Raw genomic sequence first — 21,817 nt, forward strand, 5'->3', positions numbered from 1 at the left:
GTTCCGGACAAGAGGTGATTAATTTGACACGAGTGTCATTTATTTGTGTTGAGGGGAGAAGTAGCATATGTTTTTGGCTTTGAAGGAATTGAGACACAGCAAGACAAGGTTCTTGATGATTGCTATCATTTTTGTGCTTATTTCTTGGCTGGTGTTTATATTGTCAGGTTTGGGGAATGGGTTATCTACGCTTGCGGCTTCGACGTTCAAGACGATGAAGGCTGATTATGTGGTTTTCGAACAAGGGTCGAAGGCTTCGATGAGTAAGTCTTTATTGTCTAATGATTTGTCAGCTAAATTAGCAAAGATGCCGAATGTAAGTGCCGTTTCACCTATGGGAACCATCATGGCATCGGCAATTAAAGGGAGCAGCAAGTTGAATGAGGATAAAGTAGATATAGCGATTATTGGAATTGACCCGGGGAGCTTTCTTGAACCGGCGATTATTGAAGGCTCGGGGCTGACATCCGATCAGGTGACGAAGGTCATCGTCAATGAGACGATGAAAGACGAAGGATTTAAGCTAGGCGACACCTTCCAATTAGATGGTTCGACGGAATCGTTGACAATTGTCGGCTTTGTCAAGAATCAGACGTATAACCACGTCGCAGCGGTATTTACACCTATGGAAGAGTGGCGTAAGCTTGCGTTTGCGGCACCAGGCTCGGACAAGGGAGTCAAGGACCCCGTCAATGCGATTATGCTTCAAGGTAAAGATATAGATCGGAGTACGATAAATAAACAGCTTTCGGGTACCGATACGGTTACCCGTGCGGCAGCGGTACAGGGAATGCCCGGATACAAAGAAGAGAATGGCACCATCATGATGATGCTTGCGTTCCTGCTTGCGATCTCTGCATTCATCATCGGCGTGTTCTTCTATGTATTTACGATGCAGAAGTCGAACCAGTTCGGGATTATGAAAGCGATCGGGGCCAAGAATGGATTCTTAGGTAAAGCGGTCGTTTCACAGGTGTTCGTCCTGTCGCTCTCAAGCATTATCGTTGGCATCTTATTGACCTATGGGACAGCGGCAATCATGCCCAAAGGCATGCCGTTCATGCTGGATACAAAGCTGGTGTTCACGTATTCCATTGTATTGCTCGTGATCTCATTGCTTAGTTCCTTGGTATCCGTTCGCACGATTTCGAAAATTGATCCGCTTAAGGCACTTGGGAGGGTTGAGTAATGACAGAAGGCTTGCAAATAACAGCAGCTTCCAAATATTACAACGAAGGAATGAATCGTATTGCGGCATTAGACCGAGTGTCCTTCAAAGTGGAACCGGGTGAGTTCGTCGCAGTGGTGGGTCCGTCCGGTTCTGGCAAAAGCACCTTCCTATCCATCGCGGGCGCACTGCTTAAAGCTTCCGAGGGAAAGGTTAGACTAAATGGGAAGGACATATCGGAGCTGTCAGGCAAACAACTATCCGATATCCGATTGCATGAGATTGGTTTCATCATGCAGGCCTCGAATTTGGTTCCGTACCTGAACGTTCTTGATCAGCTGCTTGTCGTGAAGCGGATGTCGGGAAAGGTTCGAGCAGCAGACAAAGCTATGGCTATAAAGTTGCTTGAGGAGCTTGGTCTAGGTACGAAGCTGAAGAACTACCCGGAGGAGCTGTCCGGGGGCGAGAAGCAGCGTACCGCCATTGCCCGCGCATTAATTAACGATCCCAATGTCATATTGGCCGATGAACCTACAGCGAGCCTGGATACCAAGCGCGCCCATGAAGTTGTCTCCTTGATTGCCCATGAGGTGAGAACACGCCACAAAGCGGCGATTATGGTCACACACGATGATCGGCTGCTTACCTACTGCGACAAGGTATACCGGATGGAGGATGGCAAATTATCTCTAGCGGAGCTGGAGTCCATCCATTAAAGCGGTGTTGGAATCCTCTTAATTTTGTGAGCAATTTAAAATTCCAAAAAATTAGGGGGATGGTAAGGATGATCGCAAGTCTTTTCGCGTGTTCCGCTGCGATCGGATCGATTCTGCTGTCCCCTCGCATATCCCGCCGCTTGACCTGCAGCAGATTCTTCTGGGTCGTAAAGAAGAGCTAATTCGCTTAGAGGCGATAGCATATACCTGTAGGCTGAGCTGTCCAAAGAGGGTGTAGAAGCATGTGAGGCGAACCCTTGCCCGGTTGCCCTGCTCCATATTCGCAATGACGGCGACGAAGCGTATCGGGCGTATCTGACTGCACAAGGTTTTCCGGAAGGCGCGCATTGCAATCACCTTATTATTTTGGATCTCGACGGAGTGATATGAGATGCCCTTTGCGGCGAGCAAAAATCAACATGGGGATGGCGATCAACAGACTGATGATTACGGGTATTATCGAAGCTTCAAGGCCAAATGCGCCTCCAGTGAGAAGGGTCGGGCCTGTAACTTCGACCGTGAAAAGACCCGAGGAGGGATGGCCTGAGACGGGAATACCCAAGAGTCCCTCTGTTGTATTCCAACAGAAATGTAGGCCAATGATAAACCAAACATTACGCCGCCACAGGAAGGCTGCACCTAGCAATACACCAGCTTCAATAGCAATAGAGAGGGCTCCCCACATTGTAGCTCCAGGGTTGCCTAGATGAGCGATCCCAAAGAAGAGGGATGTTAGGGTTAATGCGATCCAACTTCCGCCCATTTTTTCAATGGCTTGAAAGGCAAGCCCTCGAAAGATCAATTCTTCTACGACGGCAGCGCCGAGTGATGTGGTGATGATAGGCCAAACGACGGAGCCGATGTTTTCGTTTGACCACTTGAATGAATACCCATCAAATAAGACGATGAGAGCTGTTGATACGATGATGAAGATAAGGCCGACGACAGCACCGGAAATCATTTCCGATCCTGCACGCCGCTGGAGCCGAAGTTCAGGAACCGGACGTCGCGCCAGAAATTTCATCACAAGCCAGTAGATAACGATTGCGACGGCGCTTCCGACAAGTGTCAGTATGATGGACTCTAGCGCTTGTGAATCTTCGGATAACGAGTTGAATGCCACGTTGGCAAGGATGATCCCAAGCGCTCCCGCGAGCATCCAGACGAGAGGAAATTGGAAGAACGAAACAAACTTAGATTTTCTCTTACCGCTAAGTACTTCATTTTCTTGTGTATTAGTCTTTCTCATAATAAGTGATCGCTCCTCTTCCTCTGACAGGATATCGATTTAGATTCCAATACTGCAGATTACAAATCATACAATACTTTAAAAAAGTCATACGTCAGTAGTGCCGTTTCGTCATATCATGGTCATATGACGTTAGCAAAATAAAAGCCGACATCCGTTAAGGTGTCGGCTTTGAGCAGATCTATTGTTTAAGAATCTAGAATCCCTGTTTCCCTGGCCTTATCGGCAGCTTCTCTTCTTCCCTTTACATTTAATTTCGAATAAATATTCGAAATGTAATTTTTAACCGTACCTTCGCTAAGATATAATGCCTTAGCGATATCCTGATTGCGTAAACCTAACGCCAGCTTGTGAAGAACTTCGACTTCGCGGGTGCTAAGTCCGAATTCATTGTTTTTCTCGATCCATTCGGGGATCAAAGGCCGCTGGATCTATAGTCGATGAACGACTGCTTTTCAGCATGATTTTAATCATTTTGTCTGCCATTTCTGGCGAAATGAGTGTGCCTCCTGTGTGAACCACCCGTATGCCGGCTATAAGGTTTTTGGGATGGATGGCTTTGAGCAGGTAACCTTCAGCTCCATGGCTTAACGCTGCCAGAACATATTCAACTTCCTTGTACGAAGTTAGAATAATAATTTTCGTTAACGGGAATCGAGGTTTGATCTTCTCTGTAGCAACAACACCATCCATAATAGGCATATTGATATCCATGAGGATGATGTCCGGTTGGGATTTTTCACAATAGTCGATAGCTTCTTCACCATTCTTAGCCAATCCCACTACCTCGATATCGTCTTCCATCTCTAGTACTATATTTAGACTTTCAAGGATCAATTCCTGATCATCAACGATGAGCACTTTAATTTTCGGCATATAACTGATCTCCCTTCAGTGGTATTTCACATCTGACTTCAGCGCCAGTGTCCGCCAAGGCGGAGATTGAAAAGGTACCTCCCAGCATCTCAATCCGATTCTTCATTGTCGTCAGACCAAACCCATACTTTATTTTACCCAAGGGTTCTCCATCATTTTGAATGGAAACTAGCAAACGGGATGGAGAAAAGTGGAGACTCAACTCAATCCCCGTTGCTTTCCCATGCTTTAGTGCATTCGTAAAGGACTCCTGTATCACTCGAATTATCGATTGCCGCACATCGAAATGAATGGACTGTTCTGTCCCCTTCAGCGTGAGACGAATGATCGTTCCTGTATATTCTTGAAAGTTATTGACGAGTCTTTCAACATGATGCACTAGACTTATATCCTCTTCCTCCCCCATCTTATGTACGATATCCCTCATTTCATCCAAATTTTGTTCCGTCAGTCCTCTTATACTAATTAATTTTTCTTTGGCTAGGTTTGGGTTTTTGTCTAAAAGTGCAATAGCAGCATCGAGACTCATTATAAGGGAGATAAAAGAGTGTCCTAACGTGTCATGCATCTCCTTGGACATACGACTTCGTTCCTCTAGCAGAGTCATTCTTTCGATCTCGGCAGCATATTGGGTTAACAATTTATTTTGATCATCAATTTCTTTAGCTAGTTTATTTTTCTCATGATAGGCTTTGGCAATGAAGTTGACCCAAATTCCGATAAAGGAGAAAAGAAGGTTATCTGAGCTTGAACCGAGTGCCAGATTCCATGTAACTTTTCCGAATAGCATGCTGGTGAATGGTAGTAACGATAATACCGGCAACGTCCAGGCTGTCTTTCTGGTCAATAAGTAACCGATTGTAAGACTCGGAATGAGATAATCCACACTCCCCAACTGATCGGCCTGCATGAACGATTTAAAATAATAAGATCCTCCAAGCAATAGTTCAAGTAAGATGAACCCTTCCTTATTCATCCTTAGCCGCGGGAACCAGAAAAAAATGGGAATAATAAAGGCTGCTAAGAGCCAAACGATGTTCGCGAGCAATCGAGGAGAATATTCAGTCTGCATCAAAAGATGAAATAACAACAAAAAATAATAATAGGACCGGAGCCCAAATATCCCCCAATCCATGATAGAAAACACTTTTTTCATAGGTATCCTTCCCTGCTCACGCATAACGATTTTCTTTGATTATACATGAAATACGGAACCTCAACGGGGTCATGAAACGGGGGAGTTCCCAGCTTATGAAAATAGGAAAACAGGACATTGATCTTAATAAAGTTTTTCGAACTGGATGCATCTCGAGAGAGATGCATTTTTCGTTCTTAAATTACAGCAAGATGTGGAAAGCCCGGGCGAAACCCGTTATGTTATTTTATTTGCAGAAAAGAAAATGATCCACTTCGAGCAAAGAAAGGAGCAGACAGAATGGCAAGCGAACCGCGGTCTTACAAATCAGAATCGGTAGGGGGTTTTTTGATTGGCGCATAGATATGGTAGGTCGAATCCAGATGATGGACGTCATCAAAAGCTTGAATGAGTTCAATATCTATTTCGTCCGTTTCCTGCCTGGAGATTTTTAAAAAACGAGCATAGTCGCTTTTCAGTACATCCCCAATATCAAGAAGGTCACCGCCATAGTTGAACCTGGCACAAAAAATCTGAGGCACATCAACCGTGAAATAAAAAGGTTCATCGATTTCAATGCTGCTTGGGATCCCAAACAGCACCTTAAACCGAGTTGAATCAGGTTGACAGTTTGAATAAATGACATAACAGGGACCATTGATGGTCTCATCAATATGACTCAACAGCATTTTGGAATGTGCGCGAATCTTCTCCTTGTAATCATCATGGGCTAAATCCACTTCAAAGGCGATCCCGCTGATTCGGGTCTCCTTGAATTCGGTCAGGGTGAAATCCGTGACGATATCCCCGTTAATGTTTTTTATAGGTCTCTTCACCACGGTAGGTATGGGGACAGGAGAGATGGCTGTAAGTCCTGTTTTTAAAGCACTTGGAGCTACGCCGTATTGTCGTTTGAAAGCACGAGTGAATGAGGCTTGCGTACCGAAGCCCATCTGATACGCAATATCGGTTAGAGAGCTGTTTTTGCTTTGAATAAAGGTTAAAGATGCATTCAATCTTCGGGATAGAATGTATTGGTTTAACGAACAGCTCATCATAGCAGAAAACAGCCGATGAAAATAGTATTTAGACATGTTGAAGGTATTGGCAACGGATTCTACGGTTAAGGGCTGTTGTAAATGGCCCTCGATATGGATCAAAGCACGTTCGATGACTTCGTTATGGTCCATAATGACTCCTTATATCAGGTTTTGTGGCAAGTATATCATACGTCCATCAGCAAATATATTGAATATCTTAGGAGGCACAAAAGATGATGCGAGACCGAAGGAATGCAAGGATACTGGGGATTTTTTATATTCTTGCTGCAGTGACGTCAATCATAGCGGTTGTTTTGTATGGGCCGGTTTTGTCAGAACAATGGCAGATGGCCGTGGTAAATGGATCGGAAACGAAGGTCTTAATCGGTGTATTCAATGACCTCTTGCTTATCGTAACGGCCGTTGGTACAGCAGTCATGCTGTTTCCGTACGTTCGGCATTGGAATGAGCATCTTGCATTAGGGTATCTTTGTTTTCGATTTATGGAAGCTGTTTTTATTGCGATGGGTCTTGTAAGTATATTGGGTTTGTTACAGCTTAGTTCATATTACGATACCACTAGCTTAGCGGGTAAAACCAGTATTGAGCCCATAGGGCTGTTGCTGCAGTCGATTTATCGCTGGACGGCGATGCTGGGTCCAAATTTCATGTTGGGCATCAATACGAGTCTGTATAGTTATTTGCTTTATCGAACAGGCTATGTGCCTAAACCGTTAGCGATTTTCGGAATGATTACAGCCGTTATGGTATTGATAGCTGGTTTGCTGCAAATGTTTGGGATCATCGGACCCTATTCGGCGGTAAAAGGTTTGATGGCGCTTCCTGTGGGCGTTTACGAGATGAGCTTGGCAGTCTGGTTCATTGTGAAGGGATTTCATGGGGAGAACCTGGCGAAATTCAGAGCAAAAACAGCTTCTTCGTCAATAGTAAAATAATAAAGCAGAACCTTATCACAAATGAAGCAAATTTTTTTATTGTAATGTCGAAATTCATTCCACTCATACGACTTCTTCCTGAAGCAAGGGTTATTAATCCAATTTATGGGGGGATTGCTCAGAAGATGCGAATGAGAATATTTCTATTGTTCTTGATTATGTTTGCACTTGCTGCCGCTCAAGTACTAGATATTCCGGTCGGAAGCCTGTTAGCTTCTGCCCAATGGAATCTCTCATTCTTTGCAGTTGGTGGCTTTTCACTTGTATTAACCGTTTTGGTTCGTTTTATATTGCCGTCTATGAAACCTCGCGATATTTAAGCAACCTTGTACGTGCTTAAGCAGGTAACGAAGGCTTTTTCTTGACGAGATGAAGGGTTTCATGCAAAGTTACTATTATCGAAAAGGTTAATATAGCGCGAGAAGCGAGAGAGGGTAAGACACAATGAAGGCGAATCGGATGGAAGCGTTCAGCGATGGCGTACTGGCGATTATCATTACGATCATGGTACTGGAGTTTAAAGTGCCGTCAGGCCATGACTGGCATGCGCTGATCGAGCTCGGCCCAAAGATTCTTAGCTACATCTTTAGTTTCGTATATATCGGCCTCTACTGGAACAATCATCATCATCTGCTGCACATGGTTCGAACCATGAACGGGCCGTTGATGTGGCTCAATTTGCTGCTTCTATTCTGGTTATCCCTTATCCCGTTTACGACAGCTTGGATGGGGGAAAGTCATTTTGCAGCCACCCCCACAGCGCTGTACGGTATTATACTTCTACTCGCAGCATTCTCGTACTGGCTGCTTCAGCGGGCGATTATGAGTCAGCATTCCAGCGATTCCTCATTCGTTTTGTTGATGGGAAAGGACTGGAAGGGAAGAGTATCCCCCTTACTCTACCTAGCTGCAGCCTTGACCGCATATGTAAGTCCTTGGATCTCTGGCTTCTTTTTTGTACTCGTTGCCGTAATCTGGTTCATGCCGGATAAGCGAATCGAGCATGCTCTGAAAGGACATTAAAAAACATGATAGAGCCAATGTTTAAAAATCAAACAGAGCAACAATTAAAGATACTACGTGAGATCAGTACAATTTGCGCAACAATTGATTGCAGGTTCTGGTTGCGTGGTGGATGGGCAATCGATTTTTTGCTCGGGAAGGTTACCCGTCCACATGACGATATAGACTTGATAACATGGATTCAAAACAGAGAACAGCTAGAATGCGCTCTTGCCGAAGCCGGTTATGGACAGACTCCTGTAAAAGAGCAGTTTCGTGGGAGACAGTCTGATTTCCGTAAGAATGACGTAGATATAACATTCGGCTACATAACAACTACCAATGATGGAAGCATTATTATGAATGACCTACCAGAGTGGGTATGGCGAGGCGATTCATTGTTACTACAAACCTTTATGTTAGACGGATTACGAGCCCATGTCTTAAATCCAAGACAGCTTTTGGAGGAAAAGGAGGTTTACAAACAAATTGGTAGAAAACCTCGACCCAAGGACGAAGATAGCATAAATATTCTGCTTCGTATAATAGCAGAGTTCAATTGACCGAAGGGGCAAGATAATCATTGTCACTTGGTTTTTCCTTTAATATACGAAGAGTAGGTTGCCTCAATCATCACCATGAAGATTGAGGCAGCCTTTTTTGTGTCGAAAATATCTCCGAAAATTAGACAAAAAGCAACAATACTCATTGTTAAAAACAGGAATTACAATATTTTTCGACGAATACTAGGTCATCTGATCTTAAAGGGGAACCCGAATTCATGTCCGTAATAAAAAGCCGTTTGGTTTGGAAGCTGTCTGCCGTTATTTTGGCGGTACTGCTGCTTCTCTCATGTACATTAGTTTATACGCAAATCCAAAATACGAAGAAGGCAAGCGAAGAAGCCATCGGCGATTTCAGCATACATCACGTGAGTGCGTATGCAGGGACATTCGACTTGGAAAGGTATGAAAAATTCACGAAAAATCCGCAAGAGAACGATCTATATTGGAATATTCGGGCAGAGTTGAACCGGTACCGTGAGCAGATCGGAGCCATGTACGTGTATACGGTGAAGATCGATGACCAGAAGAAACCCATTCTACTGATTGACGGCCAGCCCAAAGACTCGAAGGCCGCATCTCCGATCGGTGAAGTCACGGATATGCCGCAAAATGCTATAGATCTGATTTTAAAAGGGGAATCGGCCAAATCGAGTATTATCCGCAATCCGGAATACGGAAACTACATTTCATCGTATGCCCCGCTCCGTGATTCGGCTGGAAACATCATCGGAGCGATGGGGCTCGATATGGACGTATCGGTATACGACTCCATTAACCGTCAAATTATGGGGCAGAGCATTCCGGTATTCGTCTTGATGGGGATTCTGGCTCTTATCGTCTACGCGCTGATCGTCTGGTACTTATCCCGATCGTTGCGCCCTTTGGGTATCATCGTCAAAGGAGCCGAGGCTACTGCGAGAGGGGATGTCGCGGAAGCCAAAATCATTCTGAGCGGCGCTCGCATTCACTCGAACGACGAAATTGGACGTGCCTATTCCGCAATGACACAAATGGTTGATAAACTTGGCGTTACACTGAAGGAAGTGGTTACCGACATGGAATTAACCGCGCACAACCTCGTCCATTCCGTCAATCAGTTCAATTCAGAAACGAACGATATGCTCAATCAGAATGTGAAGCTTGAGGAAGCTGTCACGCAATTAGCGCAAGGCGCGCAGCAGCAGCGATTAGGTACGGAGGAAAGCGCCAAGTCCATGGGCGATATTAATTCGGCGATTACACGTGTATCCGAGGCGTCGAACGACATGACGAGAACGTCCGGCGAAGCGCTGGAACGGGCAGAGGAAGGAAAGGATTCGATTCGAAGGTTGAAGCATCAAGTAGCGTCTATTTACGATATGACCATGCAGACGTCGATGACAATGGACAACCTGAACGAACGGATGAATGAGATTGATCCCGTACTCCATTTGATCGCGGATATCGCCGAGCAAACGAAATTGCTTGCCCTGAATGCCGCCATCGAGGCTGCAAGAGCGGGAGAGCATGGCTCAGGCTTTGCGGTTGTAGCCGGGGAGATACGAAAACTTGCCGATACCTCCGCTGTTTCCACGCAGCGTATTACTTCGCTTCTCCAACAAATCAGACAGGAAACCGCTCAAATTGTCGAGAGAATGAGAGAGGGAAGTCATGGAATACGAATGGGGACCGAGCTGTCAAGTCAAGCGGAAGCACTATTTAACCGAACGATGGAAAGATTCGTCCATGTGAATAGTCAAATTCAGGAGATATCTGCAGCTTCGGAAGAGGTGTTGGCAAGTACCGAGGAGGTTACGGCCTCTGTGGAGCAAATTTCGCATATTTCCGGGGTGGTCGCTGAAAATACGCTGTTAGTTCAAAATATGTCGGCATTGCAGCTGGAAGCGGCGAAACGAATTGCTGAGACGACAGAGCTTTTGAAGCAGAGAAGCGCAAGTCTGGAGGCCGTCGTCTCAAAGTTTGCCTTATAGAATTAAGGTCCAGTGGTGCCCAATAGATCCGATTTGGAATCGATCCGGGGATGCGCGGATTGCGATGAATACGAGGAAGTAAATCCAGCCCAACGATGCGGAACAAGGATCAAATTGCCTGTAGGTGAACAGGCGTCGTCCTAACGCTGAATAGGTTAAACGGTTGGTTTCTCCTCCTCTATAACGAGAACCTCCCTGGCTGCTTCTAAGAAAGACAACATGATTGGTGATAGCCACTTGTCTTTATGCCACAACATTTGCGTATACACGCGCAAGTCCGGAATTTGCCATGGAAGGGCAACAAGTTCTCCGCGTTCAACTTCGGCTTCCACTACAATTTCAGGAAGAAAGGCAATACCGATTCCCGAAATCGCACATTGTTTAATCGCTTCGGCACTTTGAAACTCCAAATACGTAATGCTATCAATTCCCTCTTTCTCAAATGACCGGTCAAACATGGTGCGATAGGGACAACCCTTTTCATTCGTCAGGAACACCTCTCCGTGAAAATCTTCTAGCTGCAGCACCGTTCGTTTGGTGAGCGGGTGGTCTGGAGCAGCGAACAAGCGGAACGTTTCTTCCCGCAACGGTTCCACGGCCAGTCCGCTCGAGCGAATAGGTTCGTCCAACATATAGACGACATCGGCGGTTCCCTCAAAAAGGGTTTGTTTGAGCTCTTGATTGGGAACGGAGCGGAAAATCAGACGAACTCCCGGATGCTGTGAACGAAACCGTTGAAAGACAGCCGGAAGCCGATAGGCGCAAATAACTTCATTGGCACTTACCGTTAGGGTGCCGCTTAGATTTTCATTGTCATGAACGTCGCTGCGAGCCTCGTCCAATTTATCAAGGACGCCTTGGATATGAGTTAAAAAACGTTTACCCGCAGTGGTGAGAACGAGCTGCTTGCCCAAGCGATCAAAGAGACGAACACCAAGCTCATCCTCCAATGCTTTGATTTGCATCGTGACGTTGGAGGGGACGTAGTTCAGCACTTCCGCAGCCCGAGTGAAATTTAAGGTGGATGCAACCGTGCGGAACGTATTCAGTTGGCGTAACTCCATCTTACGATCCTCCTTGTACTTTCAATATTTTTGAATACTATTGTGAATTTCATTCACTTTTATTGAGGGTATCACAGCCCTATACTAAGTTCAAGAAATCACCCGCTGAACGTGTGGTTTCATATTGAAGGGAGCGATCGTACGATGGACTATAAAATTTTTAATTTGGGTGATGTCACCCTGCAGTCAGGAGTGACGTTACCAGGCGCTTTTCTTGCCTATAAGACCTATGGAAAATTAAATGAACAGAAAGATAATGTCATCGTCTATCCAACGGCTTTTGGTGACCAGCATGTTCAGAATGAATGGCTGATTGGCAGCGAGATGGCGCTTGATCCTGAGAAATACTTTATTATCGTTCCGAACCTGCTGGGCAACGGATTATCTTCGTCTCCGAGTAACACGCCTCCTCCATTCGATCGGGCCCATTTTCCGCAGGTAACCATCTATGACAACGTCAGATTACAGCACCGGCTGTTGACTGAAGAATTTGGCATTCAAAAGATTGCCCTCGTTGTTGGGTGGTCCATGGGAGGCATTCAGGCATTTCAATGGGGTGCAAGTTATCCCGAGATGGTGGAACGAATTGCACCTTTCGCGGGAATTGCCAAGCCTTGGCCCCATACATTTGTGGTCCTGGACAGTATGAAAGCTGCGCTGCTGGCTGCAGTTGGCTTCGATTCAAGTAAACTAAACCAGTTGACCTCTGCAGACATGCGCGCCGTTGGCCGGGTCTATGCGGGATGGGGATTATCGCATGCGTTTTATAGAGAGGAGCTTTATCGTGAGATGGGATTTGACTCCTTGGAGGATTTTGTGGCTGGCGTCTGGGAAGATAGCTTTATGAATATGGATCCGCATAATGTCCTGGCCATGTTATGGACAGGCCAACATGCAGATATTAGTGCAAACCCATCCTATAACGGAGATTTCGATAAGGCGCTTAAGAGCATTAAAGCACTTGCCTGCATTATGCCGGGGAGCACGGACCTCTTCTGCACAGCTGACGATAATAAATACGAAGCTGAGCGTATACCTAATGCTGTTTTTAATCCGATCGAGTCGATCTGGGGCCATTTTGCCGGTCGCGGAATCAACCGTGCCGATAATATATGTATTGATGACAACCTAAAACATTTGTTGACGCTTGAAGTAACGAGATAAATTTATCGGTCTAAAATTGGTAATTTAAGGTATGATGGAATGGAGATTACGAAATGGGAGGGATTAATTTTGTCTGAATTATCTTCTATAAAGTATTATTCCGATGCCATCAATCTGAAAGACCCCGAAGCGCTAGAAGCCAGATTGCAGCAGATGCTCCAGCAGGAAATAAAGTCCGTTGCCGATTTGGAGGAATGGCTCGAGGGGGAGAGGAAGCTCCGGGAGGAGATTGAGGAGGCAATGTACGGCCACCAAATCGACTTCTATTGTGATACCACAAATGCTGTCATGCGCGATATTTTTTTACACGATCAAACCGCTGTGCAGCCCATGCTGATGAAATATCTGGCCGAGTTCGACAAGAAGCTATTGGACAGTTCGTTTCACGAACAGCTGGACGATAAGAAATACGGCCTGATGCTTAAAGTGCGGCGAACAAAGGCGGAACTGTTTCGCGAGGAGAATATTCCGCTTACCGTCCGGGAGCAAGAGCTGGTCACCAAGTACAATGAGATTATGGGTGGTTTGAGCATCGAATGGGATGGCGAGACCAAACCGTATTCATTCGTAGAGGGACGATTGGACAGTCCGGATCAAGTAATCCGCGAACGAGCTTGGCGTGCATTGGCCGCTGCTAGGTTACGTGTAAAGCCGCAAATGGATGAACTGATGAACGAATTGGTGAGCCTTCGGCACAAGATGGCTGTCAATGCCGGTTTCGATAATTACCGTGACTACATGTTCACGATGAAGAACCGCGAATATAGCATCCAAGACTGTTATGACTTCCATGATTCTGTAGAGAAACATGTGATCCCGGCATGGGACCGGCTTGCCGGCATTATGCAAACAAGCCTAGGCATAGCATCTTACCGCCCATGGGACAAAGGTCCGTGCTTGATGCAAGGTGCGCCGTTCCAAACGGTTTCTGAGTTGATGGATGGCGTGGATCAGATGCTCGGCATGACCGATCCCTATTTCCAGGAAAGATTCCGTCATATGCGCGGGAATGGGCTGCTCGATCTGGAGGTTCGTCAAGGAAAGGCGCCCGGCGGGTTCTTAGAATTCCTGCCAGCGACCCAAAACGCATTTATATTTTGTAATTTCAGTCCATCGTTCTTCGCGCTCATCGCCCTGATTCACGAAATGGGTCATGCGGTGAACGCGTATCTGCAGTACGAATCCGGAGAAGGGATTCAGGAGCATCAACTTCGTGCGGAAGTAGCAGAGCTATACTCGCACGGCTTGGAGCTGTTGTTGCTCGACAAGCTTCATATTTTCTATACCGATGATAAAGAGTGCAGGAATGCACAACGTGAAGAGCTTAGCCGCGCATTCACCATGCTTATCGGGCCCGTCGCAGGCGATTTGTTTCAGCATTGGCTCTATACGAATCCGGATCATACACCGGAAGAGAGGGACCAGAAGTACCTAGAATTAGAAAAACGCTTCACGTATCACCCTGTAGATATTACGGGTTTGGAGACCGAAGTGGCAACCAGGTGGACCGCTGTCACTCACTATTTCGGTTATCCGTTCTACAATATCGAATATTCAATGTCGATGGTGGGCGCTCTGCAGTTATTACAAATCTACCGGAAAGATCCCGCTAGAGCGACGTCATTATACAAGCAGGGCGCAGGTGCGGATCCCAATCAATCTATAGCCGATATTTATCGGGATACGGGTATTGAATTTGACTTTACAGAACGATGTCTGATGAAGACCTCCGAATTTGTGATGGGTTTGATTAATGAGCTGCAGTAACACCGAGATTGTCGTTCGTGTGGATAAAAATATAGCAGCGGCCGCGGATATGATTCTTTTCGTCCACGGCTGCTGCGGTTTGTAGCAACGGATAAGCTTAGATAAGAAAGCGAGGGATAAGTCGTCCATCCACATCGGTGAAGCCGTATTCCTGGGCAAGATCACCAACTTGCAGTACCTGTCCGTTTTTAAGTTTTACTTCACCATCACTTGCCAAGGCAGACACAGCTCGCCCAATATAGTACGGAGATTCCGTGTGTTTGAGAGCTTCAACCTCATTCCAATGATCTTCATCTGTATGGAAATTCCTTAAAACCAGCTCTGTTCTCATCCAACCAGGAGAGACCGCTACCGCCGTTATGTTAGTGTTTTTGAGATCATGAGCTAATCCGAACACGGAACGGTTAATTGTATTCTTGGCAAGGTCGTAATAGAAAGTCCCCAAGTACTTATCCTGATCTTGAAATGTGGTATGTATGATCAATCCAGAATCAGCTTCGAGCATAAGCGGAATGGCATAATGGTTTGTCGCTATTTGTGCACGAGCTCCGTTCTGAAACATAGCATCCCACAAGTTCAGGGGATATTCCCAGAAAGGCTTGGGTTGTAAATTCACCTCCAAGTCATGAAGACCCCAGACATTATTCACAAGTATGTGGAGACAGCCTTGTTCCTGACGGATTCTCTCGATTAAGGCTTGTGTTTCTTCATCACGGGTATGATCGCAACGACAGGCGTATGCCTCTCCTCCATTTTTGCGAATCTCCTCGACAGTTTCATCAATACTACCTGGAAAACCGTGTGTAGTAGTACCGCGTAAGCTTCTTCCAGAAACATAAACTACGGCTCCAGCTTTCCCAAGCTCAACAGCTATCCCTCGTCCTGCTCCCCGACTTCCTCCGGTTACGAGAGCGATTTTCCCAGCGAGTTTCTTCAAGTTCATCCACTCCTTCAGAGTTATTGGTTTTATAATACAACAGTAATAGGTCATGAAGTGTCGTATTAAGAATGAACTAATAAGCGTTAATTAGCGGATTCCGCTACTCGCTTAAGCACTGAAAGGATGGATTGACCGCCGTCCTCAGCTTCCGCACTGTGAGTGCCTAACAGCTAAAATGAAGCGGGGAGGGAAAGACATGCTCGCGGAAATTGTAACTTTTGCGACATCCATAATTAGTGAAGAGAGAAAGCCACCCGTATGGGTGGCTTTTTGGCTAACAATGGATCAAACGATGATATCCCCGGTGACCAACCCTGATGTTAAAAAAATCATCATCCATCGGGGCAAGCCATTCACTTTTTTATTAATTTGCGGGGTTCATTTTCTCCAGCTCTGCCTTTAATCGTGCATTCTCTTCCAACAGCTTTTGAACGTCCGGAACATCCTTACCGGAAACCCAGCCATACAAATCGTCTCTTGCTGCATATTCCGGCAATTGATCACGAAGTACCATTTTAATGTGGCGTACATCTTCAACATAATAGATAGGGACTTGTTCCATGACGGTTTGCTTAAACTCCTGAAACTTCTGATAGTATTCAATGGCTGTGAAGTCGTATGGCTTCTGTCTTAATGCTTCGTCTGTGACAACAAAAGCAAATCGAGGTTTGCCCGCTTCTCCGGCATACTCGTATTCCCAATGCGTATAGCTCTTGGATTCATCAGGAAGCGTTAAACCATAGAATTCTCCGAGAATCAGAATATATACATCGGACTCGTCAATCCATCTCTTTCTCATGTTCATCGGACTTTCCTTGAAAAATTGCTCAATTCCAGCAGGGATATGACCCGCTTGAAGTATAGCTTCAACAGCGGTGTGTCTTTCCTCAATAAGATCGTTGAAGGTAGACGATATGTAAATTTGTAATTTTTTTCTTCTCATAGGCCCCCCCAATTAAAGAGTTCGTATAAATAGAATCTACTACGCTCTCATTTTATTTGTCAAAATGGACTGGATATTCATGCGGCAAGCATGCCGTATATTTTCCATAGCTGGCAAAAAAGTACTGCGACAGTATAATGTTATATATATCCTATAACGGCACTTAATGGGAGGGAGCAAATTCCGATGAATATAGCCGTCAAGTTGATGCAAAAATTCAAAGACTACGATAACCAGAATAAGCTGAAAGTCTATCGGGACAAAACGGAGCTCATCAGGAAACGGAATTTGGAAGCATGGGGCGATGGGCAGCTGCAAGCGGAATCCCTCCGGCTGCAAAATGAAGCAGCATCGGGTACGCTTTTGGACGAGCTGCTTGTCGATGCGTATGCGTTAGTCTGCGAGGCAGCGAAGAGAAAGCTCGGATTACAGCCTTACGATGTCCAGATCATGGCTGCCATCGCTATGCACGAGGGATATGTGATCGAGCAGCATACGGGTGAAGGGAAAACGCTCTCTGCTGTCATGCCTGCTTATCTAAATGCGCTGACCGGCGAAGGCGTTCATGTGCTGACGTTTAACGATTATTTGGCCAATCGGGATGCGGAGTGGATGGGCCCGATCTATCGTTTCCTAGGATTAACGGTAGACTCGGTTCAAGCAGGCATGAGCCTGTTCGAGAAACGGAAAGCATACGCCAAGGATATCACCTATGTTACGGCTAAAGAGGCGGGATTCGATTATCTGCGCGACACGATCGCACTAAGCGAAGCCGATACCGTGCATCGTCCGTTCCACTATGTCATCGTTGACGAGGCGGATTCACTGCTTCTCGACGAAGCACGGGTGCCGCTAGTCATCGCTAGCGAACCGGATTCGTCCGGCAATGACGGAATTCGCTTCGCAGATGTGGCTAGGCAGCTCGAGCAAGATAAGCATTACGATTTTGACGAGTTCAAACGGAATGTATATTTAAATGAAGCGGGCTCATTAAAAGCGGAATCACTGCTGGGATGCGGTAATTTGTACGATAGCCATCATAGTGATTTGTTATCATCGTTAAATTGCGCGCTGCATGCGGAAACATTACTGAAAAAAGACGTCGATTACATCGTCCGGGACGGCAAAATCGAGCTGATCGACGAATATACCGGCCGCGTGGCGGAGAACAGGCATTTGCCGGAAGGACTGCAAGCCGCGCTTGCGGCCAAAGAAGGGCTGCACTCGAAAGCCGGCGGGAAAATTCTCGGAACGATCACCCTTCAACATTTCATTAGCCTGTACCCGAAAATTTGTGGGATGACGGCTACCGCGTACGCTTCCGCCATGGAATTCGAAGAGATCTATGCACTGCAGGTCGTACGGATTCCGCCGAACCGGCCAAATATCCGGATCGACCATCCGCACCGGATTTATACCCATAAAGAAGCGAAGCTAAAGGCGGTTGTACGTGAAATCTCATCCGTCCATCGGGCGGGAAGGCCGATTCTCATTGGTACATCAAGCGTTGAGGAGTCAGACATGCTGGCGGAAGCGCTGGCCGCTGCAGGCGTACCCTGCCATGTTCTGAATGCGAAAAACGATGCAGAGGAAGCCGAGGTCATCGCCAGAGCCGGAGAAATCGGCGCCGTGACGGTGTCTACGAATATGGCGGGACGCGGTGTCGACATTCGGCTCGGCGGCGGCAACCCCACGCAAGCAGAAGCTGTCGCCAAGCTGGGCGGGTTGTACGTGATGGGTACGCATGTAAACGAAAGCGTACGGATCGACGACCAGCTGCGCGGACGTTCCGGCCGCCAAGGCGACCCTGGAGCTTCCGTATTTTTCGTAAGCCTGGAGGACGAGTTGTTGCTGCGGTTCCGCATCCATAAAGCAGTTCGCGCCCACAAGCAGGACGAGGCTCTCGAAGACCCGGAGCTCCGCAGCAAAATCGCGCATATTCAGCGTGTTGTCATGGGCCAAAACTTCGATATTCAGCAGGAACTGAACTGTTATTCGGATATGGTGGAGGATCAGAGACGAATTCTATACGAGGAGCGGCTTGCAATTTTGAAAGGCAGGAAGCCGATGAGTCCCTCGGAGCAGCGGGTACGGCTTTTTTATATCGATAAGTTCTGGGCTGACCATCTGGCATACGCTTCATACCTTCGTGAAAGCATCCACTTGGAGAGCCTTGTCAGCGGTAATCCGATCGACGAATTTCATGCACAAATCACCCGAGCTTACGAGCAAATTCCAGCTAAAATAAATAGCGAGTCGGCGAATATGCTTATAAGGCTCGGAGATTCGAATGATCCAGCGAAGTGGGAAGAGTTTGGTCTGAAGAGCCCTACTTCCACTCGGACATATATCATCAACGATCAATACATCCAGAATAAGCGCAGCTCATGGACGGGAATGACCGTATTTGCTTTTGGGATTCGCAAGATGTTGAGGCCGATATTCGGGTGGGAAAAATTTTGATGCGGCAATAAGGAAACTATATTATGGAATGTACATGGAAAGCCCCTCCGAGAAAAATGATCGAGAGGGGCTGGCTTATTTGTATCATATCGAAGGTATATTTTTCCTTCAGACTACATTTCCTTTCCTCCAACCATGCTCTTTTTTTTCATCGGCATGAACAAGGTGATTACAAACGCGACAGCGGCTAGAATCATCATAAAGTAATAAGCGTCGCTTGCCCCTAAAATAGATGCCAGAGATTTCAGAAGCTTGCCGGTCGTGGAAGGATCGCTCTGCATGACGGCAGCTGCATGGCTTTTGGACTGCACGGTATAGATTGTAATGACGACAGCGGTACCGATGGCACCGGCAATTTGGCGGACGGTATTATTCACCGCCGTACCATGCGTACCGAGTTGTTTGGGCAGCGCATTAAGTCCGGCCGTATTGAGCGGCATGGTGATGAAGCTGAGTCCAATGCGCAGGCAAATCGTACGAACCATCAAGTACATATACGTCGTCGATTCGGATAAATCGGTGACCGCCCACATGGATGGAATAATGAACAGCAAACCGATGATGAATAGCGGCTTCGCGCCGAAGCGGTCGTACAGCTTGCCGGTGACGGGCGACATCAGCGCATTGACAAGCGCGCCCGGCAACAAGAGCAGTCCTGCATCAAACGCTGTAAAACCACGGCCATTCTGCAGATAAATCGGCAGCAAAATCATATCTGCGTACATCATCATCGTGACTAATACGTTAATGATGGACGTTAGCGTGAAGACTTTATTTTTGAAGACAGACAAGTTGAGCAGCGGATCATCGGACTTCATCTGCCGAATACAGAATACAGCCGTCACAATGATTCCGATCGCCAAGGACAAGATGACTGTGACATCGTCCCAGCCTTTACTGCCCGCACTGCTGAAGCCATATAAAATCAGTCCGAATCCGACGGTTGATAATAACACGCTGAATACGTCCAGCTTCGACTTTGACGTTTCGGATACATTCACCAGATATTTGAAGGCGAGTACGATCACAATGGCGACAAGCGGGACAAGACCGATAAATAACCAGCGCCAAGAATGGTATTCGACGATAAATCCCGAGAGCGTCGGTCCGATGGCAGGAGCAAAAATCATCGCCAGTCCAAGCAGTCCCATCGCGCTGCCGCGCTTTTCAACCGGGAAGATGGTGAGCACGACACTCATCATGAGCGGCATGACGATCCCTGCGCCGGCAGCTTGGATCATCCGTCCCAATAAGAGCACCGTAAAGCTTGGCGAAGCCGCGCAAATGATTGAGCCGATCAATAAAAACCCCATGGCGCTTATAAATAACTGCCGCGTTGTAAAGCGTTTCATTAGATAGGCCGTAATCGGGATCAGTATCCCGTTGACCAGCATGAAGCCGGTTGAAATCCATTGCACGGTTGCTGCCGTGACATCAAATACATTCATCAGACTGCTCAAGGCGACGTTTAATAGCGTCTGGTTGAGCGTGGATAAGAAACAACCCAAGATTAAAATCGTGAGTAAGATTCCTTTGTTGAATTTCTTTATGTCTTCCTGCATAAATGCGTTCCTCTCCTCATTGCTTTTTCAACACAGTGTCAATAAAATATATCATATCAGTATTGAAGAGAGTTTCCCATTTGCAATTCTGCCGAAAATGTCGACTAATCGACAAAAGACGCAAATGGGTTGATGAAGTGACAAATAAACGATAATCGAGGGATGGCATGCCTGAACATAAAAGAATCGATCCACGAGCCCTGCGCTCAAAAAAGATGCTGAAAGATGCCGTTTTTTCATTACTGGCCGATCATCCGGAAATTTCCCAATTGACCGTCCAAAAAATTGCCAAACGTGCAGAGCTGAACCGCGCCACGTTTTATTTGCATTATGAGGATCTGAACGATTTGCTGCGCCAGATCGTGCACGAAATCTTTGATGACTTGTCCATGAAAGTGGAACCGCTATTACAACTGAAGAGCGAAAGCGAGCAGGAGCAGTTGGTTACGTTCTTAAGTTATTTTTATGAATACCGGCAGGTTTTCGCTGTATTGGTTGAGCATCCAGGCTTCAAAAAGCATTTGTCCAATCTGCTGAAAAGCACGATCGAAAAACGCAGGGAAGCAAGAAACATCAACTCCGCCAAGGGCGTGGCCTCGGTTGATATCGTTTCTTCATCCCTTCTGGGGGTTATTATGTGGTGGATTAAGGATGGTACGGAGTATAGCGCTGAGTATATCGCGGATCAAATTACCTTGATGTATAAACGAGAATATTTGTAACGCAAGGGAGTATGGCGCGGTTATTTAGTGTAAAGTTCGTTTAAGATATTCATTGCCTATATGCCACGAGTTCCCACTGGTAATCTTATTCTATATCAGATGCGCATCTGATGACTCCGAATGAATAAGGGGAAGGAAGATAACGATGGGTAAGGATCATATCATTAAATCGATACTTTCTGAAAAAGTATGCATGACGCCGGATGGTTTTGTCGCAGATCAATTGAACCCGGAACAGTTCATGGAATGCCATGAGTTGTTTTTTGACAAAATTCTTGAAATTCATTCTTCCGATATCACGTCGATCGAAGGCTATGGAGAGTTTAACGAGGAATGTAAAACGGAATATGGCTCCTGTAAGGATTTTCTGGTCGATACATTCGAATCAAAGGCTTCTTCCCCTCCGTCTTCCTGCTTTTAGTTTCATGCATGTTTCATCTCTCCTCTTATTAGAATCGTGGGTTGTGGTCAGGTGCACAAAAAAACACCTTACAACAGAAACCTCTAGCCCAGA

The 21,817-nt window shown here is 46.3% G+C and carries 21 protein-coding genes; 12 read left to right on the forward strand and 9 right to left on the reverse strand.

Annotated features, from left to right (window positions below; genetic code table 11):
• Positions 1-67 precede the first annotated feature (67 nt).
• Together PCH05_RS04260 and PCH05_RS04265 are read left to right on the forward strand one after the other, a co-directional pair.
• Complete coding sequence (locus PCH05_RS04260) at positions 68-1,189, forward strand: ABC transporter permease (RefSeq protein ID WP_127601005.1); 1,122 nt, start codon at positions 68-70, stop codon at positions 1,187-1,189.
• Complete coding sequence (locus PCH05_RS04265) at positions 1,189-1,884, forward strand: ABC transporter ATP-binding protein (RefSeq protein ID WP_127601007.1); 696 nt, start codon at positions 1,189-1,191, stop codon at positions 1,882-1,884. The genes PCH05_RS04260 and PCH05_RS04265 overlap by 1 nt, the downstream gene beginning before the upstream one ends.
• Before the next feature lie 361 nt (positions 1,885-2,245).
• On the opposite strand, the gene PCH05_RS04270 is transcribed toward PCH05_RS04265, so the two are convergent.
• The 5 genes from PCH05_RS04270 to PCH05_RS04285 all read right to left on the reverse strand — a co-directional run bounded on the left by PCH05_RS04270 (position 2,246) and on the right by PCH05_RS04285 (position 6,334).
• Positions 2,246-3,133, reverse strand: a complete 888-nt coding sequence (locus tag PCH05_RS04270) for a CPBP family intramembrane glutamic endopeptidase (protein WP_127601009.1) — start codon at positions 3,131-3,133, stop codon at positions 2,246-2,248.
• Positions 3,134-3,321: 188 nt separating this feature from the next.
• Complete coding sequence (locus PCH05_RS27495) at positions 3,322-3,552, reverse strand: response regulator transcription factor (protein WP_174806225.1); 231 nt, start codon at positions 3,550-3,552, stop codon at positions 3,322-3,324.
• Positions 3,521-4,009, reverse strand: a complete 489-nt coding sequence (locus tag PCH05_RS04275) for a response regulator (RefSeq protein WP_174806226.1) — start codon at positions 4,007-4,009, stop codon at positions 3,521-3,523. Before PCH05_RS04275 ends, PCH05_RS27495 begins: the two co-directional genes overlap by 32 nt.
• Positions 3,996-5,165 carry a sensor histidine kinase gene (locus tag PCH05_RS04280; RefSeq protein ID WP_127601011.1) on the reverse strand — a complete coding sequence of 390 codons (1,170 nt, stop codon included), beginning with the start codon at positions 5,163-5,165 and terminating at the stop codon, positions 3,996-3,998. The genes PCH05_RS04275 and PCH05_RS04280 overlap by 14 nt, the downstream gene beginning before the upstream one ends.
• A gap of 299 nt (positions 5,166-5,464) precedes the next feature.
• On the reverse strand, positions 5,465-6,334 hold the full coding sequence (locus PCH05_RS04285) for a helix-turn-helix transcriptional regulator (RefSeq protein WP_127601015.1): 870 nt from the start codon (positions 6,332-6,334) through the stop codon (positions 5,465-5,467).
• An 83-nt stretch (positions 6,335-6,417) separates the two neighbouring features.
• Here PCH05_RS04285 and PCH05_RS04290 point away from each other — a divergent pair, with 83 nt between their 5' ends.
• From PCH05_RS04290 to PCH05_RS04310, 5 genes are all read left to right on the forward strand, one after another.
• On the forward strand, positions 6,418-7,140 hold the full coding sequence (locus PCH05_RS04290) for a DUF4386 domain-containing protein (RefSeq protein WP_127601017.1): 723 nt from the start codon (positions 6,418-6,420) through the stop codon (positions 7,138-7,140).
• Positions 7,141-7,184: 44 nt separating this feature from the next.
• Positions 7,185-7,460 (forward strand): hypothetical protein, encoded by a 276-nt coding sequence (locus PCH05_RS04295; RefSeq protein ID WP_127601019.1) that lies wholly within the window; start codon positions 7,185-7,187, stop codon positions 7,458-7,460.
• 124 nt (positions 7,461-7,584) lie between these two features.
• Entirely contained in the window at positions 7,585-8,163 is a 579-nt protein-coding gene (locus tag PCH05_RS04300; RefSeq protein ID WP_127601021.1) for a TMEM175 family protein, read from the forward strand.
• Positions 8,164-8,180: 17 nt separating this feature from the next.
• Positions 8,181-8,705 carry a nucleotidyltransferase domain-containing protein gene (locus tag PCH05_RS04305; RefSeq protein WP_246049351.1) on the forward strand — a complete coding sequence of 175 codons (525 nt, stop codon included), beginning with the start codon at positions 8,181-8,183 and terminating at the stop codon, positions 8,703-8,705.
• A gap of 218 nt (positions 8,706-8,923) precedes the next feature.
• A complete protein-coding gene (locus PCH05_RS04310) occupies positions 8,924-10,678 on the forward strand; it encodes a methyl-accepting chemotaxis protein (protein WP_127601025.1) in 1,755 nt (584 codons plus the stop codon).
• A 155-nt stretch (positions 10,679-10,833) separates the two neighbouring features.
• Here PCH05_RS04310 and PCH05_RS04315 read toward each other — a convergent pair whose 3' ends face one another.
• On the reverse strand, positions 10,834-11,742 hold the full coding sequence (locus PCH05_RS04315) for a LysR family transcriptional regulator (RefSeq protein ID WP_127601027.1): 909 nt from the start codon (positions 11,740-11,742) through the stop codon (positions 10,834-10,836).
• A gap of 144 nt (positions 11,743-11,886) precedes the next feature.
• On the opposite strand from PCH05_RS04315, the gene PCH05_RS04320 reads away from it, so the two are divergent.
• Complete coding sequence (locus PCH05_RS04320) at positions 11,887-12,906, forward strand: alpha/beta fold hydrolase (protein WP_127601029.1); 1,020 nt, start codon at positions 11,887-11,889, stop codon at positions 12,904-12,906.
• Positions 12,907-12,975: 69 nt separating this feature from the next.
• Positions 12,976-14,673: a M3 family oligoendopeptidase gene (locus PCH05_RS04325; protein ID WP_127601032.1), complete on the forward strand. Its 1,698-nt coding sequence runs from the start codon at positions 12,976-12,978 to the stop codon at positions 14,671-14,673.
• A 97-nt stretch (positions 14,674-14,770) separates the two neighbouring features.
• On the opposite strand, the gene PCH05_RS04330 is transcribed toward PCH05_RS04325, so the two are convergent.
• Positions 14,771-15,616, reverse strand: a complete 846-nt coding sequence (locus tag PCH05_RS04330) for an SDR family NAD(P)-dependent oxidoreductase (protein WP_246049352.1) — start codon at positions 15,614-15,616, stop codon at positions 14,771-14,773.
• A 361-nt stretch (positions 15,617-15,977) separates the two neighbouring features.
• Positions 15,978-16,556 carry a DUF4062 domain-containing protein gene (locus PCH05_RS04335; protein WP_127601036.1) on the reverse strand — a complete coding sequence of 193 codons (579 nt, stop codon included), beginning with the start codon at positions 16,554-16,556 and terminating at the stop codon, positions 15,978-15,980.
• A gap of 186 nt (positions 16,557-16,742) precedes the next feature.
• Between PCH05_RS04335 and PCH05_RS04340 the strand changes: the two genes are divergently transcribed.
• Positions 16,743-19,019: a preprotein translocase subunit SecA gene (locus PCH05_RS04340; protein ID WP_127601038.1), complete on the forward strand. Its 2,277-nt coding sequence runs from the start codon at positions 16,743-16,745 to the stop codon at positions 19,017-19,019.
• A gap of 113 nt (positions 19,020-19,132) precedes the next feature.
• Here PCH05_RS04340 and PCH05_RS04345 read toward each other — a convergent pair whose 3' ends face one another.
• A complete protein-coding gene (locus PCH05_RS04345; protein WP_127601040.1) occupies positions 19,133-20,581 on the reverse strand; it encodes a DHA2 family efflux MFS transporter permease subunit in 1,449 nt (482 codons plus the stop codon).
• Positions 20,582-20,748: 167 nt separating this feature from the next.
• On the opposite strand from PCH05_RS04345, the gene PCH05_RS04350 reads away from it, so the two are divergent.
• Both PCH05_RS04350 and PCH05_RS04355 read left to right on the forward strand, forming a co-directional pair.
• Complete coding sequence (locus PCH05_RS04350; protein WP_127601042.1) at positions 20,749-21,303, forward strand: TetR/AcrR family transcriptional regulator; 555 nt, start codon at positions 20,749-20,751, stop codon at positions 21,301-21,303.
• Positions 21,304-21,448: 145 nt separating this feature from the next.
• Positions 21,449-21,724, forward strand: a complete 276-nt coding sequence (locus PCH05_RS04355; protein ID WP_127601044.1) for a hypothetical protein — start codon at positions 21,449-21,451, stop codon at positions 21,722-21,724.
• Positions 21,725-21,817: the final 93 nt, after the last annotated feature.

This window comes from Paenibacillus chibensis (assembly GCF_004001045.1).
Classification (GTDB): Bacteria; Bacillota; Bacilli; order Paenibacillales; family Paenibacillaceae; genus Paenibacillus_AQ; species Paenibacillus_AQ chibensis.

What these genes read in the sequence shown, in the direction of transcription:
- PCH05_RS04260 (WP_127601005.1), top strand. Translation starts at nt 68, where the DNA reads ATGTTTTTGGCTTTGAAGGAATTGAGACACAGCAAGACAAGGTTCTTG.
- PCH05_RS04265 (WP_127601007.1), top strand. Translation starts at nt 1,189, where the DNA reads ATGACAGAAGGCTTGCAAATAACAGCAGCTTCCAAATATTACAACGAA.
- PCH05_RS04270 (WP_127601009.1), bottom strand. Translation starts at nt 3,133, where the DNA reads ATGAGAAAGACTAATACACAAGAAAATGAAGTACTTAGCGGTAAGAGA.
- PCH05_RS04275 (WP_174806226.1), bottom strand. Translation starts at nt 4,009, where the DNA reads ATGCCGAAAATTAAAGTGCTCATCGTTGATGATCAGGAATTGATCCTT.
- PCH05_RS04280 (WP_127601011.1), bottom strand. Translation starts at nt 5,165, where the DNA reads ATGAAAAAAGTGTTTTCTATCATGGATTGGGGGATATTTGGGCTCCGG.
- PCH05_RS04285 (WP_127601015.1), bottom strand. Translation starts at nt 6,334, where the DNA reads ATGGACCATAACGAAGTCATCGAACGTGCTTTGATCCATATCGAGGGC.
- PCH05_RS04290 (WP_127601017.1), top strand. Translation starts at nt 6,418, where the DNA reads ATGATGCGAGACCGAAGGAATGCAAGGATACTGGGGATTTTTTATATT.
- PCH05_RS04295 (WP_127601019.1), top strand. Translation starts at nt 7,185, where the DNA reads ATGTCGAAATTCATTCCACTCATACGACTTCTTCCTGAAGCAAGGGTT.
- PCH05_RS04300 (WP_127601021.1), top strand. Translation starts at nt 7,585, where the DNA reads ATGAAGGCGAATCGGATGGAAGCGTTCAGCGATGGCGTACTGGCGATT.
- PCH05_RS04305 (WP_246049351.1), top strand. Translation starts at nt 8,181, where the DNA reads ATGTTTAAAAATCAAACAGAGCAACAATTAAAGATACTACGTGAGATC.
- PCH05_RS04310 (WP_127601025.1), top strand. Translation starts at nt 8,924, where the DNA reads ATGTCCGTAATAAAAAGCCGTTTGGTTTGGAAGCTGTCTGCCGTTATT.
- PCH05_RS04315 (WP_127601027.1), bottom strand. Translation starts at nt 11,742, where the DNA reads ATGGAGTTACGCCAACTGAATACGTTCCGCACGGTTGCATCCACCTTA.
- PCH05_RS04320 (WP_127601029.1), top strand. Translation starts at nt 11,887, where the DNA reads ATGGACTATAAAATTTTTAATTTGGGTGATGTCACCCTGCAGTCAGGA.
- PCH05_RS04330 (WP_246049352.1), bottom strand. Translation starts at nt 15,616, where the DNA reads ATGAACTTGAAGAAACTCGCTGGGAAAATCGCTCTCGTAACCGGAGGA.
- PCH05_RS04335 (WP_127601036.1), bottom strand. Translation starts at nt 16,556, where the DNA reads ATGAGAAGAAAAAAATTACAAATTTACATATCGTCTACCTTCAACGAT.
- PCH05_RS04340 (WP_127601038.1), top strand. Translation starts at nt 16,743, where the DNA reads ATGAATATAGCCGTCAAGTTGATGCAAAAATTCAAAGACTACGATAAC.
- PCH05_RS04345 (WP_127601040.1), bottom strand. Translation starts at nt 20,581, where the DNA reads ATGCAGGAAGACATAAAGAAATTCAACAAAGGAATCTTACTCACGATT.
- PCH05_RS04350 (WP_127601042.1), top strand. Translation starts at nt 20,749, where the DNA reads ATGCCTGAACATAAAAGAATCGATCCACGAGCCCTGCGCTCAAAAAAG.
- PCH05_RS04355 (WP_127601044.1), top strand. Translation starts at nt 21,449, where the DNA reads ATGGGTAAGGATCATATCATTAAATCGATACTTTCTGAAAAAGTATGC.